Origin of the sequence: Acinetobacter sp. YH12102, assembly GCF_013419125.1 — a bacterium.
In the GTDB taxonomy this organism is placed as follows: Bacteria; Pseudomonadota; Gammaproteobacteria; order Pseudomonadales; family Moraxellaceae; genus Acinetobacter; species Acinetobacter pseudolwoffii.
This window is the reverse complement of the sequence record NZ_VPAS01000009.1, coordinates 1-16,576: the sequence shown is the minus strand read 5'-3', so window position 1 is coordinate 16,576 and position 16,576 is coordinate 1. Positions and strand designations below refer to the sequence as shown.

At 42.9% G+C, this 16,576-nt stretch carries 14 protein-coding genes, 1 other RNA gene and 1 pseudogene; 9 read left to right on the top strand and 7 right to left on the bottom strand.

Features of this window, described 5'->3' with window-relative positions; all coding sequences use genetic code 11:
- Positions 1-7: 7 nt before the first annotated feature.
- Genes FTU42_RS09635 through FTU42_RS09625 form a run of 3 tightly spaced genes read right to left on the bottom strand, consistent with a single transcriptional unit; the run spans position 8 to position 5,990 of the window.
- Positions 8-1,111, bottom strand: a complete 1,104-nt coding sequence (locus FTU42_RS09635) for an acyltransferase (protein WP_159138478.1) — start codon at positions 1,109-1,111, stop codon at positions 8-10.
- A gap of 5 nt (positions 1,112-1,116) precedes the next feature.
- Positions 1,117-4,728 (bottom strand): AAA family ATPase, encoded by a 3,612-nt coding sequence (locus FTU42_RS09630; protein WP_159138471.1) that lies wholly within the window; start codon positions 4,726-4,728, stop codon positions 1,117-1,119.
- 8 nt (positions 4,729-4,736) lie between these two features.
- Complete coding sequence (locus tag FTU42_RS09625; RefSeq protein ID WP_005096057.1) at positions 4,737-5,990, bottom strand: exonuclease SbcCD subunit D C-terminal domain-containing protein; 1,254 nt, start codon at positions 5,988-5,990, stop codon at positions 4,737-4,739.
- A 468-nt stretch (positions 5,991-6,458) separates the two neighbouring features.
- Here FTU42_RS09625 and FTU42_RS09620 point away from each other — a divergent pair, with 468 nt between their 5' ends.
- On the top strand, positions 6,459-6,920 hold the full coding sequence (locus FTU42_RS09620) for an ABZJ_00895 family protein (RefSeq protein WP_005096058.1): 462 nt from the start codon (positions 6,459-6,461) through the stop codon (positions 6,918-6,920).
- A gap of 152 nt (positions 6,921-7,072) precedes the next feature.
- Positions 7,073-7,978, top strand: coding sequence for a TIGR01777 family oxidoreductase (locus FTU42_RS09615; RefSeq protein ID WP_159138470.1), 906 nt, complete (start codon positions 7,073-7,075; stop codon positions 7,976-7,978).
- Here FTU42_RS09615 and thiO read toward each other — a convergent pair.
- Together thiO and hemB are read right to left on the bottom strand one after the other, a co-directional pair.
- A complete protein-coding gene (thiO, locus tag FTU42_RS09610) occupies positions 7,967-9,094 on the bottom strand; it encodes a glycine oxidase ThiO (RefSeq protein ID WP_159138469.1) in 1,128 nt (375 codons plus the stop codon). The two genes, FTU42_RS09615 and thiO, sit on opposite strands and share 12 nt — an antisense overlap.
- Before the next feature lie 15 nt (positions 9,095-9,109).
- The gene (hemB, locus tag FTU42_RS09605) at positions 9,110-10,123 is read right to left on the bottom strand and encodes a porphobilinogen synthase (RefSeq protein ID WP_159138477.1); all 1,014 of its coding nucleotides are present in this window, start codon (positions 10,121-10,123) and stop codon (positions 9,110-9,112) included.
- A gap of 105 nt (positions 10,124-10,228) precedes the next feature.
- Between hemB and FTU42_RS09600 the strand changes: the two genes are divergently transcribed.
- Positions 10,229-10,726: a thioesterase family protein gene (locus FTU42_RS09600; RefSeq protein ID WP_005172294.1), complete on the top strand. Its 498-nt coding sequence runs from the start codon at positions 10,229-10,231 to the stop codon at positions 10,724-10,726.
- A gap of 82 nt (positions 10,727-10,808) precedes the next feature.
- Here the strand turns inward: FTU42_RS09600 and glpK are convergent, their stop codons facing one another.
- A complete protein-coding gene (gene glpK, locus FTU42_RS09595; protein WP_159138468.1) occupies positions 10,809-12,284 on the bottom strand; it encodes a glycerol kinase GlpK in 1,476 nt (491 codons plus the stop codon).
- 130 nt (positions 12,285-12,414) lie between these two features.
- Between glpK and ssrA the strand changes: the two genes are divergently transcribed.
- The 6 genes from ssrA to FTU42_RS09565 all read left to right on the top strand — a co-directional run bounded on the left by ssrA (position 12,415) and on the right by FTU42_RS09565 (position 16,496).
- Positions 12,415-12,773: a transfer-messenger RNA gene (ssrA, locus tag FTU42_RS09590) on the top strand.
- Positions 12,774-12,947: 174 nt separating this feature from the next.
- Positions 12,948-14,147: a tyrosine-type recombinase/integrase gene (locus FTU42_RS09585; RefSeq protein WP_180037523.1), complete on the top strand. Its 1,200-nt coding sequence runs from the start codon at positions 12,948-12,950 to the stop codon at positions 14,145-14,147.
- A gap of 72 nt (positions 14,148-14,219) precedes the next feature.
- Positions 14,220-15,044, top strand: coding sequence for a hypothetical protein (locus tag FTU42_RS09580; RefSeq protein WP_180083329.1), 825 nt, complete (start codon positions 14,220-14,222; stop codon positions 15,042-15,044).
- 125 nt (positions 15,045-15,169) lie between these two features.
- Positions 15,170-15,412, top strand: a complete 243-nt coding sequence (locus tag FTU42_RS09575; protein WP_081241765.1) for a hypothetical protein — start codon at positions 15,170-15,172, stop codon at positions 15,410-15,412.
- Between the two features lie 222 nt (positions 15,413-15,634).
- Complete coding sequence (locus FTU42_RS09570; RefSeq protein WP_180037527.1) at positions 15,635-16,174, top strand: hypothetical protein; 540 nt, start codon at positions 15,635-15,637, stop codon at positions 16,172-16,174.
- Position 16,175: 1 nt separating this feature from the next.
- Entirely contained in the window at positions 16,176-16,496 is a 321-nt protein-coding gene (locus FTU42_RS09565; RefSeq protein WP_180083328.1) for a hypothetical protein, read from the top strand.
- On the opposite strand, the pseudogene FTU42_RS09560 reads toward FTU42_RS09565, so the two are convergent.
- Positions 16,477-16,576, bottom strand: a pseudogene (locus FTU42_RS09560) (IS1 family transposase); the annotation flags it as partial. The gene FTU42_RS09565 and the pseudogene FTU42_RS09560 sit on opposite strands and share 20 nt — an antisense overlap.

Below are 16,576 nucleotides of genomic sequence, written 5' to 3'. Positions count from 1 at the left end.
AGTATGATTAAGCGTTATTCGATAACGCTTTTTTTCTTTGTGGCTCCAGCCATTTTGCCATGAGCCAGGCAAAGACAATCAGGCTGCCCATACTGCCGAGCAAGGCTAAAACAGCGCCGCCCAGACCATAAGCCAAGGTTGCCGGAACACAGCCCAGAATAAACAGCAGCAAAGGGAAATGGGTTACATACAAGGTATAGGAAAAATCAGCGGATTGTACCCAGACCGGATTGTAGTGACTGCGCTGCTGCTGGAGTTGTACCAGCCAGCAGCTAAATGCTAGGCCGATACAGAAATTAAAGAGAGTAAAATTTGCAGCGCGATATTGTCGGGCTTGATCGACGATATGAAACTGGTAAGCATCAATGCAGGCGATTAGAAATGCCAAGCCAAATAACCCCAGTTTAAGCACTTGTAACCGGTTTAGAAAATGTCGCTGGATATGACGAAATGAACAGGCAAAGGCCATCAGCCAGACCAGAAAATAAATAAAAAACTGAATATTCAGGATGGATAAAACGATTAAAACACTAAGAAAGCCGATTTTGGCTATTTCTGAATCTTTGAAAAAAGGCAGAAATCCGGCCAAGACATAGAACCAGACTTCATAACTCAGGCTCCAGAGCGGGGCATTGGCTGAAACTGTAGGCGTGATGAAGCCATTCAAAAACAGCAGAGCGCCAATAAAATCACCTGAATCGAGACCATAGTCAGTCCGGATCATCATGCCAAAACTGTTTTGAAAGGCATGGCTTTGAGTGGCAAAGAGTAGTGGTGCCAACAGATACAACAACAGGCTCAGAGCCATGGCAAACAGAAAGGGTGGCAAAATCCTGCGATAACGCTGTTGGGTATAACGGCGCAGATTGAACTGACCATGCTGATGAATATTGTGCTGGATCGAATAGCCAATCAGATAACCACTCAGAACAAAGAAAATCATGACCGCGGCCTGACCAAGCAGGCGCACCCATGAATACAGGCTGAGGTCAAAAGGGGCGATAAAGGCCTGAAAGCAATGCGTGAACAGTACAACAATGGCACTGATGCCCCGTAGGCTCTCGAGCTGTAAGCTGAAATAGGGCGAGAGCTTGTCTGGGGCAGGGTGCATCATTGTCAACCTATAATCTGAATGGTACTGGCGCCAGCACCGACTGGCTTGACCTGAATCTGTACTGGAATCCGTTCATGCATTTCCTGCACATGCGAGATTAAGACCACTTTACGACCCTGACTTTGTAAATGATCCAGTGCATTCATCACCATATGTAATGAGGCTGGATCTAAAGTACCAAAGCCTTCATCAATAAATAGCGATTCCAGTTTCATCGAACCGGAAGCCATATTGGCAATCGCCAGTGCCAAGGCCAGAGAAACCAGAAAGGTTTCTCCGCCAGATAAAGACAAGACCGGACGTACTTCGCTGTTCATGTCCAGATCAATAATCGCCAGACTCAGGCTGTCTGGAATACGGTGCAACTGATAGCGCGGTGCCAGCGGTTGCAGTTGTTGGTTGGCGTATTCCACCAAGATATCCAGATGATGTTCCTGAGCAATTTTCTGGAACTTGGTACCTTCCTTATGTCCGATTAAATCGTAGATACGGCCCCAGCGATATTCTTCGGCTTTGACCTGTTCAATCTGTTGCTGATATTTGGCATAGGTATTTTGATTATTGGCATTCATACGCAGTTTGGTATCAATCTCATTGAAGCTGTTTTGTTGCTCGGTTTTTTCCTGTGCCAAACTATTTAAATGTGCTTCCACTTCCTCAAAAGCAAGTTCAGGCTGTTGCTGGAGATGCTTCTGGTATTGATCTTCCAGCGTTTGCCAGGCAATTTTGGCATTTTCCAGTGCTTGATGTTGTGCCTGTAATTGCTGCCGGATTTGCTGATGTTCACTCAGACCAATGGTCAGACATTGTTGGATCAGTTCCGCATTAAAATGTCGATGCAGATTTTGCCATGTACGGATGGCCTGATCAGATTGTGCCTGCTGTTGAGTTAGCTGTTGCATTTGGGTCAGCAAAGCCTGCTGTTTAAGCAAAGCCTGATGCAGAGCTTGCTCATGCTGTTCATATACCTGACGTTGTGCTTGAAGCTGGCTATCAAGCGCTTTTAACTGGGTATCCAGTTGCAGTCGCCATTCTGCTGCCAGCTTATAGGTCTGACCGGCATGTTGTTCGGTCAGCTGATTGAGTTGCTGACGTAAGTCTTTGCCTTGTTCAAGCAAATAATGGGTCTCGGCCTGTATTTGCGTATGCCGCTGCTCATGTAGCTGAAGTTGCTGTTGAGCCTGATTCAGTTGCTGCTTGAAACCTTGTAGCTCCTGTTCCGCAGTTTTGACTTGATTGACAAGATGTAATCGCTGCTGCAAATGTTGTTGCAGCTGGGTACAGGCAGCAGGCGCATTCTTATGCCAAGCGAGCTGCTGTGCTTCGGGCAGTACTGTAAGAACTGGCTCAATCAGTTGATCCAGTTGCAGCATTTTTTGCAGACTCAGTTGTAAGCTGTCGAGTTGCTGTTGCTGTTGTCGCCAGTTTTGCCAAGTCTGTTGCAGGATTTTGAACTGTTCGTTTGCCTGAGTGTGTTGCTGTTGCCATTGGCCAAGCTGTGTTTGCAGGGGATGGAGCAACTGAGCTGAATGATCAGGATTGGCTGGCTCAAGTCCTAACTCTTTTAAGTTTTGTTGTAATGTCTGGTGCTGTTCATTCAGTATCCGTTCAATGTGGATTAAACGCTGTTGTTTTTGCTCAAGGAGCATCTTGATTTTGGATTGTTGAATCTGGGTTGCTTTTAAATCATCTTTAAGCTGATTCAGTTGTTGTTGTGCCTGTTGCAGCTGTTGATCTTGCAGCTGGTTTAGCGCTGTGTCTAATAATGCTTGATGTTGGACAAACGGATGCTGTTGGCTGCCACAGACCATACAGGCTTCATCAGGTTTGAGCTGCGCGCGCAGTTCCTGCACGCTTTGGGTTTGCAGCAGGCGCTGTTGCTGCAGCATATTTTGTAGTTGTTCAAATTCCTGTTCGGTGTTGCTGACTATTTGCTGCAGTTGAATTTCCGTATGTTCAAGCTGGGTTAATTCTGTCTGTGCATGCGCTACGTCTTGTTTGAGTTGCTGTTGTTCGGCTTCCTGTTCCGCTAGACGTGCCACGTGCTGGATCAAGCCTTCCAGTTTAAGCAGTTGAGTCGTGCTCTGTTGCTGTACAGTCTGCTGCTGCTGAAGCTGTTGTTCCAATTGGGCTTGATTGCCAAATTGTTGCTGCAAACTTTCGATTTGTTGAGCCAGCTGCTGCCGGGAATGTTCCAGTTCAGTACGCGATTGAGAGAGTACTGCCGGCGCCTGTTGCTGCATCTGTTGATACAGCTTTTGATAGTCTTGCAGTCGTTGCAGTGTACTTTGTGGTTCCAGATCAAACACGGCAAGATCAGCCTGCTGTTCAAGTTGCGTCAGGCGTTGCTGTTGCTGCTCGGCAGCAGATGCGAGTTGCTGTTTCGATGATTCAATCTGTTGTTGCAAGGGTTGGATATACTGCTGTGCATAGTCCAATAAATCTGCTGATTTTTTCTTATAGTCATTGCCGACCAGATGCATCTCATGATCCAGTTTTAGACCTTGTTCCAGATGCGGCTGCATGGCATGCATATGTTGAACCTGGGCCTGCTGTTGTTGCTGGATCTGAGCAAGTTGTGCAAATTCAGTATCACGTTGCTGTTGTACCTGTTGCAGCTGCTGTTCGAATGATTGTTGTTGTATCGTAAGCTGCCGTTGCTGCGTGAGCATTTGATTCTGCTGGATAAACTGTTCGCGAATGCCCTGAAACTGATCCAAATGAACCAGCAACTGCTTTTGTGCGGTCAGCTTCTGATTGGCATCCAGCTGTACATCGTAAATTTCTTTTTTGGCCTGAATTTCAGTATATAAAGCATGTTTCTGCCGATGCCATTTTAGGTCATTTTCTAGTAATTTTTCACTTTGGTTAAAATGCTCAAGTATCTGGTTGAAGGCAGTATGTTGCTGTTGCAGCTGGGCAATATCGTCTTCGGATAATAATTCCAGATGACCGAGCCAGTTTTCCAGTTCATGGCGCTTTTGTCGAACCTGACTATGCTTTTCCGCTGCTTTTTTACTGACCTCACTGAAAATCTGCGAATTGGTCAGATATTCCAGCAAGTCTGCACGTTCATGATCTTTGGCTTTTAAAAATGCGCCAACTTCCGACTGCGCCAGCAGTACCGCGCGGGTAAACTGTTCAAAGCTCAGGCCCAGCAGTTTTTCAATTAAGGGAGTAACTTCAGATATTTTTTGCGTTAGCGTCGTATCATCATCGATGCACTTGATATAACGATCTACTTTTAGATTGCCATCGACTTTCTGACGTGCCCGGCGAATCTCCCAGCGTGCTGTATAGCGTTTGCTATCCAGTGCAATAAACTCCAGCTCGGCAAAACCATGCACGCAGCCACGGCGTAGAATATTCTTGGAGTCTTTAATCGAAACATCCTGACCGCCGGCATCTTTCAGGCTGCCAGTCGCACCTTTTAGACGTGGAATTTCGTTATAGAGCGCCAGACACATGGCATCGAGCAGGGTCGATTTTCCAGCCCCGGTTTTTCCAGTGATCGCAATCAGGCCGGCATGTGTTAAAGGACTGGATTCAAAATCAATATGATGGGTGCCGGTGAGGGAGGCCAGATTGTTGAGACTCAAACGTAAAATTTTCATGGCCGATCCTAGGCTTGTTGTTTCTGAGCAAGTTCGTGCTGGGCTTCAACCAGAAGTTGCTGAAAATCCTGTTGTACAGAATGATCATGTTCATAGCCCATTTTTTTCCAGATATTCAAAAACAGCGATTCCGGCGTCGGTGGTGCCAGATCAATTTTCGAATCTCCTTGCGTATGTTCGGCCTGTTGCTGATAAATCCGGCTGATGCGCAGCAAGCGGTAACGGTTGGTGGGTAAAGCCAGTTCAATTTGCTGGCGTAAATCGACTGGTGGCGGCGCATCGGTGGTGTATTCTATTTCCAGAAAATGTCGTGCCGACAGTTGTTCGATTTCTCCGGCAGGCAAGGCCTGAAGTTTAGCAATTAAATCTTCCAGCTTTTCCCGAATCCGGAACAGCTCGACGGTGCGTGGCACTTTTAGAACATCGTATTGAAAGCGCTGTTCCGGGCTTTGCTCAGGATCAATTCTGACCTCAACCACCTGATGTTGATAGTTGATTTCACTAAATGACAGCGGAATCGGTGAGCCACTATAACGGATATGCGGCTGACCAACTTTTTGTGGTTTATGCAGATGACCGAGTGCGACATAATCAATCACTTCATCAAACAGCGCCGTCGAGAGCGCTTCTTCATTACCGACAATAATTGGCCGTTCCGAGTCGGAAGTTTCGCCACCTTGCATATGTGCATGCGACATTAGAATCAGAGCTTGATGCGGCTGTTTACGGGCCTTGGCTTCGGCAATCAGTTGTTGATGCAGATAGCTAATCGCATTCTGGCTATTGCTGGTATGTTCATTCAGCCCGGTAATTTCGGCACTGCGTAAATAGGGCAGGGTCAGACACCAGGCGATAATATTTTTATCCTGATCATAAATCGGAATCAGCAAGCGATCTAGATTCAGGGTGTTTTCTGCGGTTCGGCCCACAATTCCCACAGCTTTGGCATTGAATTTAGACAGAAAAGGTTCAACCTGCTCAATCCGGTAACCGGAATCATGGTTGCCGGCAATCATCAAAGTCTGCATATGCGGGGCCAGATCATGTGCATCGGCCAGAAACTGATACAGTTGCTTTTGCGCACTTGAGGCTGGATTGATCACATCAAAAATATCACCGGCAATCAACAAGGCATGCGGCTGTTTTGTTTTAATTTGATCGAGCAACCAAGTCAAAAACTGGGCATGTTCAAATTCACGGTCATGGTTATGGAAAAATTGCCCCAGATGCCAATCGGAAGTGTGAAGAAAATGAACTGCCATGTAGATGAACCCTGAAATGTCTGCCTTGCTACTATAGGAAAAAGCTGAGGGGAAAATCTACTTAAAAAAGATATTTCAGCGAATTGTTGCTGATGTCAGGCTGAATTTATTTTAATCAGTAGGCAAAATGGCAGGATAGTCATGTCTAAATCACCCAGTCTTGAACAGTCATGCAATTCATCAGGCTGAAAAATCGGAATTTTAAAAAATAAAAACCGACGATTCGAGTGATGTGAAATCGTCGGTCAAATTTGTGTTACATGAAGATTTTGGCTGCTATTCAAAATTTCCCTGTACACTGGACTTATTGCTTTAGCTCTAAGGTCAGCAAAAATTCGTGGATGCCAGTCCAAATTTTTGTACCTTGTACCCTATATAACGTCACCTTCTGGCCGATGGTTGACAATAAAATGAAAAAAAACCTGTTTTTTTTTATACTAGCTTGATGAATGTCACCGAGTGATTCCTATGTTGCCTTTAACCCGTTATTTTATCTGGTTTTTTATTATCTGCTTTATTTTTACCTGCATTTGCGGGGTGCTGGCAGCACTGATGCCAACGGGGATGGGCGCCGTACTGACGGTTGTTCCTTATCTGGTAGCCATGATCTGGATCTTATTTAAGTTTTTAAAACAGCAAAAACGTGCCCCAACGCAGTCGGAACGTAAAAAATTCACTTTGGGGTTTAGTCTGATTTATTGGGGCTATAACCTGCTATTTCTGTTACTTGGTATTCTGATTGCTACGCGCTCTAATCCAAATGCTTGGCAGGACTTTTTGCTATATCTACAGCAGCCACAATTTATAAGTATTGTGCTGATCATGTTCTTGCTGATCGCGATTCCGTTATATCTATTGACTTACTGGTTCTATGGCAAGCAGGCACAGCGTATGGCAGATCAAATGTTTGGCAATTCGCCGCAGGCCTGATAGGTAGGTGGCTTTATGACGATTGATCTTGATAGATTGATCGCATCAGGCAGGATACAAATTCACCACGACAAAGAGGGCATTGATTGAAAAACCCCAGAATAAGTTGCGTATAATTTAAATAGAAAAAATAACAGGGCTAAGAATGACTTATGGATAAACCTGTAGTGTTGGTGACCGGAGCGAGTGGTTTTATTGGCAGTCATCTGGTGCGTTTTTTATTGGAACGTGATTATCGGGTGATTGGGCTGACCCGCCGCAAGAATCAATCTGAACCGCATCCAGATTTTCACTGGATTAACCAGCTGGATGAATTAAAACAGCCTCAGATTGATTATGTGATTAATCTGGCTGGCGAAAGCATCGGTCAGGGACGCTGGACAGCAGCGCGTAAAAAGCAATTGCTGGATAGCCGTTTAGACACCACCAAACAGTTATTTGACTATTTAGAAAAATACCAGATCAAACCGAAACGGATTATTTCAACCTCAGCCGTTGGTTATTATGGTATTGACCCGAGTGAGTGCTGGGAGCAGGTCTGTACGGAACAAAGCCCGCCACAAGATATTTTTATGTCTGAGCTCTGTGCGAAGTGGGAACAACTGGCTTTGTCCTATAGCAGTCAGAACACCAAAATTGTTCGCTTTGCTGTGGTCTTCGGCAAAGGTGGTGGAATTCTGCCGCAGATGTTATTGCCGATTAAACTGAATCTGTTCGGGCGGATTGGTCATGGGCGTCAGCCAGTCACTTGGGTGCATTTAGAAGATGTATTGCGTGCGATTGAATTCTTGATGCTTGAAACGACGACCGGGCAGATTTTTAATGTGGTTGCTCCGGAAAAAGTCAGTCAGGCACAGTTTGCCCGGACTGCTGCACAGCTACTGAAACGCAAACCTTTACTGCCACTGCCAGCATGCAGCTTGAAAATGATGCTGGGAGAACAATCGCAACTGGTTTTAAACGGTCAGTATGTACAGCCTCAAGCTTTACAGGATGCGGGATTTCAGTTTGATTATCCAACCTTGAAAGAAGCGCTGCATAATATCCTAAAGCACTAAGCGACCTGGCTCCAATAGATGGGCCGGAGCATAGGGCTGTGGATCTACAATGGTCGGCGTTTGTTCAAGCATCAATTGAGCAAGTAGCTTGCCTGAGGCTGGGGCCATGCATAAGCCATTGCGGAAATGGCCAAAATTGGCCCAGGCATTTTGCAATTCGGGGATTTTGCCAATATAGGGAATACCATCGGGTGAGCTGGGTCTTAATCCGGCCCATTGCTTGACCAGCGGAAAATCCGCCAGTTCCGGCACCATCTCCAGACAAGCCTGTAGAATATCTTGCCGGATTTCAGCAGAAGGCGAGGTGTCAAAACCGACCTGACGCATACTGGAACCACATACAACATGTCCGTCGCGCCGTGGAATCAGATACATGACCTTGTTCATGCACATGCTCGGTAGCCAGTTTTCTGGGGTTTTAAACAGCAGCATTTGTCCTTGCACCGGTTGCACCGGAATTTCACAGCCAAGCTGTTCTGACCAGCCTGCAGACCATGCGCCTGTGGCGATTACAAACTGATCTGCCTGAAAGTGTTGACCACTTTCACTGGACACACTCGTTACCCAGCCTTGCTGAATATTGAGCTGAGTGATTTTACAGTGCTCTTGCCAGGTGACATGCGGATGCTGTTTTAAATAGCTGATGACCGACTGTAATAGTCGCGGATTGCGGATATTGGCCAGTTCCGGAAAGTAAATCGCCTGTTTGAACTTGCGCTGATCAATTCGGGGATTGATTTGTTGTAGCTGAGTCTGATCAAGCAATTCGGCCTGTTGCTGAGGATCCTGATATTTTCCTGCATAGCACAAGCCAATCTCAAAATCAGCTTCATCAAAAATCAGCATACCACTTTCATGAATCTGGAAATCGATACCGGTCACTGGCTGCAGTTTTTGATTCCAGTCCTGATAGAGCGGTTTGGCATGCCGGGCCAACGTATTGACTGCAGCGGGGTAGCGCCAGGGATACATCGGAGAAAGAATCCCGCCTCCGGCCCAGGACGCAGCCTTCCCGGCAACTTGCTGATCAAAAATCGTGACAGAACATCCCTGTTCAAGCAGTTCCAGCGCCGACATCAACCCGGTGATGCCAGCGCCGATAATGGCGATATGCATTGCGCCGAAATCCTTTTACTTCATGTCTTTCAGTTTAAGCGCAGCTTCTTCGGCAAAGTAAGTCCAGATGCCATCGGCACCGGCGCGGCGGCAGCTCATCAGCGATTCAATAATCACGCTGTCAGATAACCAGCCATTTTGAATGGCAGCGGCCAGCATCGCATATTCACCACTGACCTGATAGACAAAGGTTGGTACACCAAAAGTGTCTTTAACTTCACGGACGATATCCAGATAAGGCATGCCCGGTTTGACAATCACCATGTCTGCGCCTTCCTGAATATCCAGCGCAATTTCATGCAGTGCTTCGGCACGGTTACCGACATCCATCTGGTAATTGTATTTATTGCCACCTTTTAAATTGCTGGCAGAACCGACTGCATCACGGAATGGACCATAGAAGCTGGATGCATATTTGGCTGAATAAGCCATGATTGAGGTATAGATATGCCCATTTTGTTCAAAGGCCTGACGAATTGCACCGATCCGGCCATCCATCATGTCACTTGGGGCAAATACATCTGCGCCTGCTTCGGCATGGCTGAGACCCTGTTTAATCAGACATTCGACCGTTTCATCATTTAAGACATAACCGGTCTCATCAATAATGCCATCCTGACCATGCGTGGTATATGGGTCGAGTGCACCATCAGTAATCAGCACCATTTCTGGCAGTTCTTTTTTTAATAAACGCAAAGTGCGTTGGACCAGACCATCTTCGCGCCAAGCCGCTTCGGCGGTCAGGCTTTTATCTTCTTGTGGTGTGACTGGAAACAGTGCCAGTTTATTGACACCCAGTTCCAGCAGACGCTCTGATTTTTTTAACAGCAAGTCTGCTGACAGGCGCTGGATATTCGGCATACTGGGAATATCTTGACTCTGGTTTTGTCCCGGCAGTACAAATACTGGATAAATCAGGTGATCTGCACTGATATGCGTTTCACGTACCATAGAACGTAAATGCTCATTTTTACGAATACGACGCATGCGAGTTGCAGGAAACGCGGGACGATTGAACGTATAGGTCATAAAAATCTCAGCAATCAGTATTAAACTAGGCACCTATTGTAGCCCTAACTGAAATTTTTGGGCATAAATTAGCGGTTTTTTATTGCGGTGGATTTGAGCAGAGTGATGACTAAGACAGAGAAAAGCTGGACAGGTAATATACACTTGGGGGCAAAGGTGGATATTGATGTGGTCTTAAATCAGTTGGTACATGCTTTTAATAGCTCTCCTTTTTTTAAGCATAATGGTATGAGCATGCGGGTGGTGGAAGGCCAGATCGAAGCCTATGTCGAAATGCAGGATTTTATGATTGGTAATGTCGCGTTTCAAATTTTGCATGGCGGTCTTGCGGCCACGGTACTCGATAGTGTCGGTGGAATTGTAGCGATGGGGGAGCTATATAAAAAAGCCGAACCTGAAACCATTGCCGATACCATTAAAAAAGTCTCGCGTTTGGCGACAGTGGATATGCGGGTGGATTATCTGGCACCCGGGCGCGGTAAATATTTTATCGCGCGGGCAGAAACCTTACGTTTGGGGCGTAAGGGCTGCACCATGCGTATGACCATGATCAATGATGAAGATAAGCCAATTGCTACAGCGATTGCATCTTATGCTTATTGAGGGTAAGAGATAGAAAATAAAAAGCACTGTTGAACAGTGCTTTTTTAGCTTTCGACCTTCAGATTGATACAGGTTATAGATCTTATTTGGCCCGATTTAAGGCCTTCTGCCATTTGGCTAAATGAGCTTCACGCTCATCATTTTGCATTTTTGGTTCAAAGGCACGTTCAAGTTGCCAAGACTGCGAAATTTCCTCCAGACTGGAAAATATTCCGGATTTTAATCCGGCCATGGCGGCTGCCCCCCAAGCGGTAGACTCCAGCATTTTCGGACGCAGCACCGGCACATTGAGAATATCTGCCTGAAACTGCATCAGCATGTCATTGCTACTGGCACCGCCATCGACCCGTAATTCTTTTAAAGGGTGGGCAATATCGGATTGCATTGCACTGAGGACATCCGATACCTGAAAAGCGATTGATTCTAAGGCTGCTCGGGCGATATGCGCTTGAGTCGTACCACGAGACATGCCACAGAGCAGGGCACGCGCTTCACTGTCCCAATGCGGTGCGCCAAGTCCGGTAAAGGCCGGAACCAAAACCACGCCGTCGGTATCCTCAACTTTACAGGCCAGTTTTTCGATATCATTGCTTTTTTGAATAATCCCGAGACCATCACGTAGCCATTGCACTACCGCACCCGCCATAAACACGCTGCCTTCCAGTGCATAGGTGGTTTGACCCTGCGCTTGCCAGGCAAGGGTAGAAAGCAGTTTATTCTGACTGAGCTGGATGTCTTGACCGGTATTGAACAGCATAAAACAGCCGGTGCCATAGGTATTTTTTGCGCTCCCCACTTCAAAACAGGATTGACCAAACAGTGCAGATTGCTGATCACCTAGAATACCGGTAATGGGGATATTGGCACCGAGTAAACCTGAAGCGGTGTCAGCGATATAATTATCCGAGGAAATAATTTTTGGTAAGACCGAAGCAGGAATATGAAACAGCTCCAGTAGTTCTTCGTCCCAAGTTTGTTGATGCAGATTCATCAGCATGGTACGGGAAGCATTGCTGGCTTCAATCACATGTTCTGCGCCTTGAGTCAGGTTCCAGATCAGCCAGCTATCGATAGTACCAAAAGCGACATGACCCTGTTCAGCCAGTTCACGTACGCCTTCTACATGCTCCAGAAACCAGACCAATTTTCCTGCACTAAAATAAGGATCAATCCGTAGACCGGTTTTTTGCTGAATTTTGGTCATCCAGCCCTGTTCAATCAGCTGGTTACACCAGTCAGACGTTCGACGGTCTTGCCAGACGATGGCCGGCGCGAGCGGTTTACCATTTCTTCGATCCCAAACCACCGTGGTTTCGCGCTGATTGGTCAGACCAATGGCTTTAATATCTTTGGCGAGAATACGCGCCGTAGCAAGCGCTTGCTGTACCACCGCAATCTGCGTGCTCCAGATTTCCTGAGCATCCTGTTCGACCCAACCTGAATGTGGCGTCTGAATATGGGTTTCACGTTGAGCCGTTGCCTGAATTTGTCCATGTTCATTAAAAATAATAGCCCGACTCGATGTGGTTCCTTGATCTAGGGCCAGTAAATAGCTCATAATTTTTCTGTTATTCGGCTTGAAAAGTAAAATATTAGCGCAATAATGTAATTAAGCGCATCAAGTTGTGTAAATGTTTAGAAAATGCATCGTAATTTTTGACATCTATGCTATGATTGCCTTGTACTTTGGGGGTGTTTCTGGCTTCGACGCTGGTGATGAAACTCATAGATGCATGCCGAGAGCGCATTTTCTCTCGTAAATCAAATTTGCATTTTTTAGTCGCAAACGACGAATCATACGCTCTAGCTGCCTAAGGGCAGCTTGTCCGCCTCTCCGAATACTTGTGGTTAGAGAGTCCGACTGAAGCGCACGCACACAAGTCCGTATAAAGCCAAGCCTCGGGGCTTTGTACTAAACTAAGAGGATCGCGATTTGTATCCTGTTCGTCGGGTCACAAAGAGTTAAAACAATAGACGATATCTAAGCATGTAGTATTCTCGAGCGTAGTGCTGGCGGACGCGGGTTCAACTCCCGCCACCTCCACCAAAATTCAAAAGTAAATCCGAAGATCTTCCAAGATCTTCAGCTAAAGGCTTGAACCGTAAGGGTTCAAGCCTTTTTTGTTTTAAGATCATTACATATCATTTAAGAACATTTTGAAGTGAGGCTGTACACATAGGGTGTACACAACGGAAAAATTGAACTGGATGTGTACAAATCATGAAGCGGACGCAAATAAAGCGTTTTCCAATCGCTGATACAGCATTGGAAAACCTAGAACCTGAGGCAAGTGAGTACCGAATTAAAGACAGTGAAAGTCTTTATTTTAGGGTTGCGCCAAGTGGGAAAAAATCTTGGGTTTTTCGTTATAAAAGAGAAGATGGAAAATGGTCTTGGATTAGTTTGGGAGCATATCCGCTAATCTCAGGTGCTAAGGCAAGAAAAAAAGCTCGGGAATTACTTAATGATATAGTTGATGGTAAAAATCCAGTTTTTACTAAAAAGCAGAAGCAAGAGAAAGAACTTAGTGAGCGTAAAGATTTGTTCAAAGCCTTAGCTCAAGAATGGCTAACGATCCGTCAAGGGAACTGGGTTGAAGCTACTTTTGTTAGAAATAAAGGTGCATTAGAAAAACATATTTTCCCAAAATTTGGTCATAGACCTTTTGATTCGATTCTAGCTGTTGAATGGTTTAACCATTTGCGAGCTATTCAAGTTGAACAGGGAATTAATGAACAGGTTAAAAGAATTTTAACCATGTGTCGTGATATTTATAATCTAGCAAAAGTTACGGGACGTATTGAATATAATCCATTAGAAGGTATACATAAATATCTAGAAAATGGTGTGTCGAAAAGTATGCCACATGTGGGTACTGAAGATGTTCCAGATTTACTCAGAACTATTCGACGGTATCCAGCAGAAGAAACGAGAATAGGCTTATTGCTACTTAGTTATTTATTCTGTCGTCCTTCTGAGCTTAGGGAAGCGACTTGGGACGAATTTAACTTCAAGACGAAAATTTGGTCTATACCCGCTGAAAGAATGAAGAAGCGGCGAGAACATATTGTTCCGTTGCCTAATCAAGTGTGTGAATTACTAAATCGACTGAAAGATCTTAATCCAAAAAGTGATTATCTTTTTCCAAGCAGAACAGATGTAAATGAGCCAGCCTCTGATACAGTCTTTATTATGGCTTTACGCCGTTTGGGATATGCTGGTCGTCAAACGCCGCATGGGTTTAGACATATTGCATCTACGATTCTCAATGAGCAGGATTATGATGAGCGGCATGTTGAATTCTCATTGGCCCATGTACAGGGTGGTGTGAAGGGAAAATATAATAAAGCAAAGTATTTTTCTCAAAGAGTCGAGTTGATGCAGGAATATGCTGACTATTTGGATGAAATTTCAGCATAGAATTTGGACATACATGTAAAAGTATGGCTATAAAGGTAGTGAATGTTTCACTACCTTTTTTTTGGACTAAGTATGCCTGATTATATCCCACTAGAAATTGCCTTGAAGAAAGCAGAAGAATTTTCTTGTTATTATAATGATGTATATAATTTAATTAAAAATAATAAGCTCGATATATATTGCTATTATGATGGTTACTTAGGAGAGATATATAATTATTCAATTGATCGAAGTTCTTTTGAATTGGAATTAATTAGATTTAAAAAACATGAAGGTGAGCTAAAAATTTTATTAAGAGATAATATTTTAAAATTTTTAGATAAAATGATGAGTAATACAAAATTAGAAAATAGAATTTTGATTGATTATGTGTCTATTTCTGAAAATGGATCATATTTGGAATATTGCATAGCAAATTTAAAACCTGAATCTTATAAAATTAATTTACCATGTAAGTTTTCTTTAATTGCAAATAAAAGATTAGATGGATTGTGGTTGGATATTAGTGGTTTATTGGTTGATAAAGATCAATTTATGAATATCCTTTCAGAAGAAAAAAGTCTATCAAGAGAGCTGGAAATTCTTAGATCTAAATATGAACGATTGGAAAAAGAGAATAATACTTTAAAGGAAGCTCAAAATTTGAGTGATATTTATAATCATCCTGCATTTAATGAAAAATCTCCAACATATGCTCCAGAGATGAGGAAGTGTATGGAGTTGTGGGATTTTATTTACAAAAATGGAAAGCCTAAATTGTCACATGAGCAGCTAGCCAATAAGTTTCTAAATGAAAGAGATATAGGAAGTATTACTGTTGATGCAGAGGGAAAAATAATAAAAGAATCTAATGATAGATTAAGATTGAAAAGAGTCACAAATATAAATAAAAGATAATTTTTTATTAAATCAATGATTTATGATTTGGTGTCACTACTATTTATTATAGTGGCACTTAAAAACACCTAACTTTTTTTGACAAACTCGCTTCAAGATCTTAAATGATAAGGAGTGATCTTGATATGGCTGATAAAGTAAAAGAGTTACTTGAAGCGAATAGCTTGGTTCCAAGGGATAGAATACGCATTAAGCAATCTACCTTATGTCGAATGTTGGATGTAACGAGTCAAACAATTAAGGATTTATTGGCATCTGATCCAGACTTTCCTAGACCTATAAAGCAGGGCATTGCTCGACAAAGCGCATTATATTTTGATTATGACGAAATTGTAGAATGGCATGAGAACCTGAAAAAGGCTCGCTAATTCTTTCAAATAGAGCTAGTTTTTCATGTTATTAAGTCTTATTGCATTTGATCTAAAAAAGACACGCAATAACAAGAAAAGCTAGCTCATCCAGAAAAAATTTATAATTGATTTTTTAAAAATATCATTAGCTTAAATTTGATTGAGATTTAGGTCCTAAGATTTCTCATGCTCAAAAAAAGCCTTTATGAAATTTTTAGAATGATGAATTTGGAGCTAATAATGTCCAAAAAACAAGCTAAACCAAAGAAGAGTTCTAAGCTATCTTGTGTGAAACAAGACAAATTAACTGAAAGTTCGCTAAGAAAATTCTCCGACATAATCGACCAGACAATAAAGCTTACTAATGTTGAGGTAGGTGATCAAAAAAATGCAAAAGATCGACTGAAAAATTCAATGATTACTCGCGTTAAGAAAGACTATTTGAGTCTTACACAACATACGTATCTTTTATCTATTGAAGCTAAAAGTCATGAAGATTGGTTTAAGAATCAAGCTAACTATATTTTTTGGTCAGAGCTATTTACTTATCTTCAAAGTCACAAAATAAAATGTGAATATAGAATTAACTTCTATAAGGAACTTTTTGATTATTTAACTAAATTAGAAGATGAAAATTTATTTTATTTAATTAATAAGGAAATCTTGAAGAGGGATAAATATCATATTCCTAAAATAATTTATAAAACAGATTTTGTAAATTATTTTAAATTACCTAGAAATATTTTTGAAAAATCGAAAGTTGATATTGTGGAATGCTGAAATGAATAATAAATTAGATTTAGAAGTTTTTAAATCAAGGTGTGCTTGTTTAACTGAAATTTTATCTTCATATAGAGAAGGTTTGCTTCTATTAGAATCATGTGATTTAAAAGATTTTCATAATACTTATATGACTGATGAATTTATGAGGGAATTAAAAGTTTTATGTGAAAGTATATATTCATATTTAAACATAAATAAAGCTAAAACCCAATATAAAAGTATTTTAGGGTCATCAAGTATCTGCATTTTATATAAAAATGTTAAAGATTCGGGGTGGTGTTTCAAAAAGTATGCTGGCATTAAACGAATCCATTATTGATATAAAAGAACACTAAATCAAAGGCTTTGAAATGATTTTCAAGCTTTTTGGAGAAGTTGCAGCTTCTCCTAAAGCCTCGC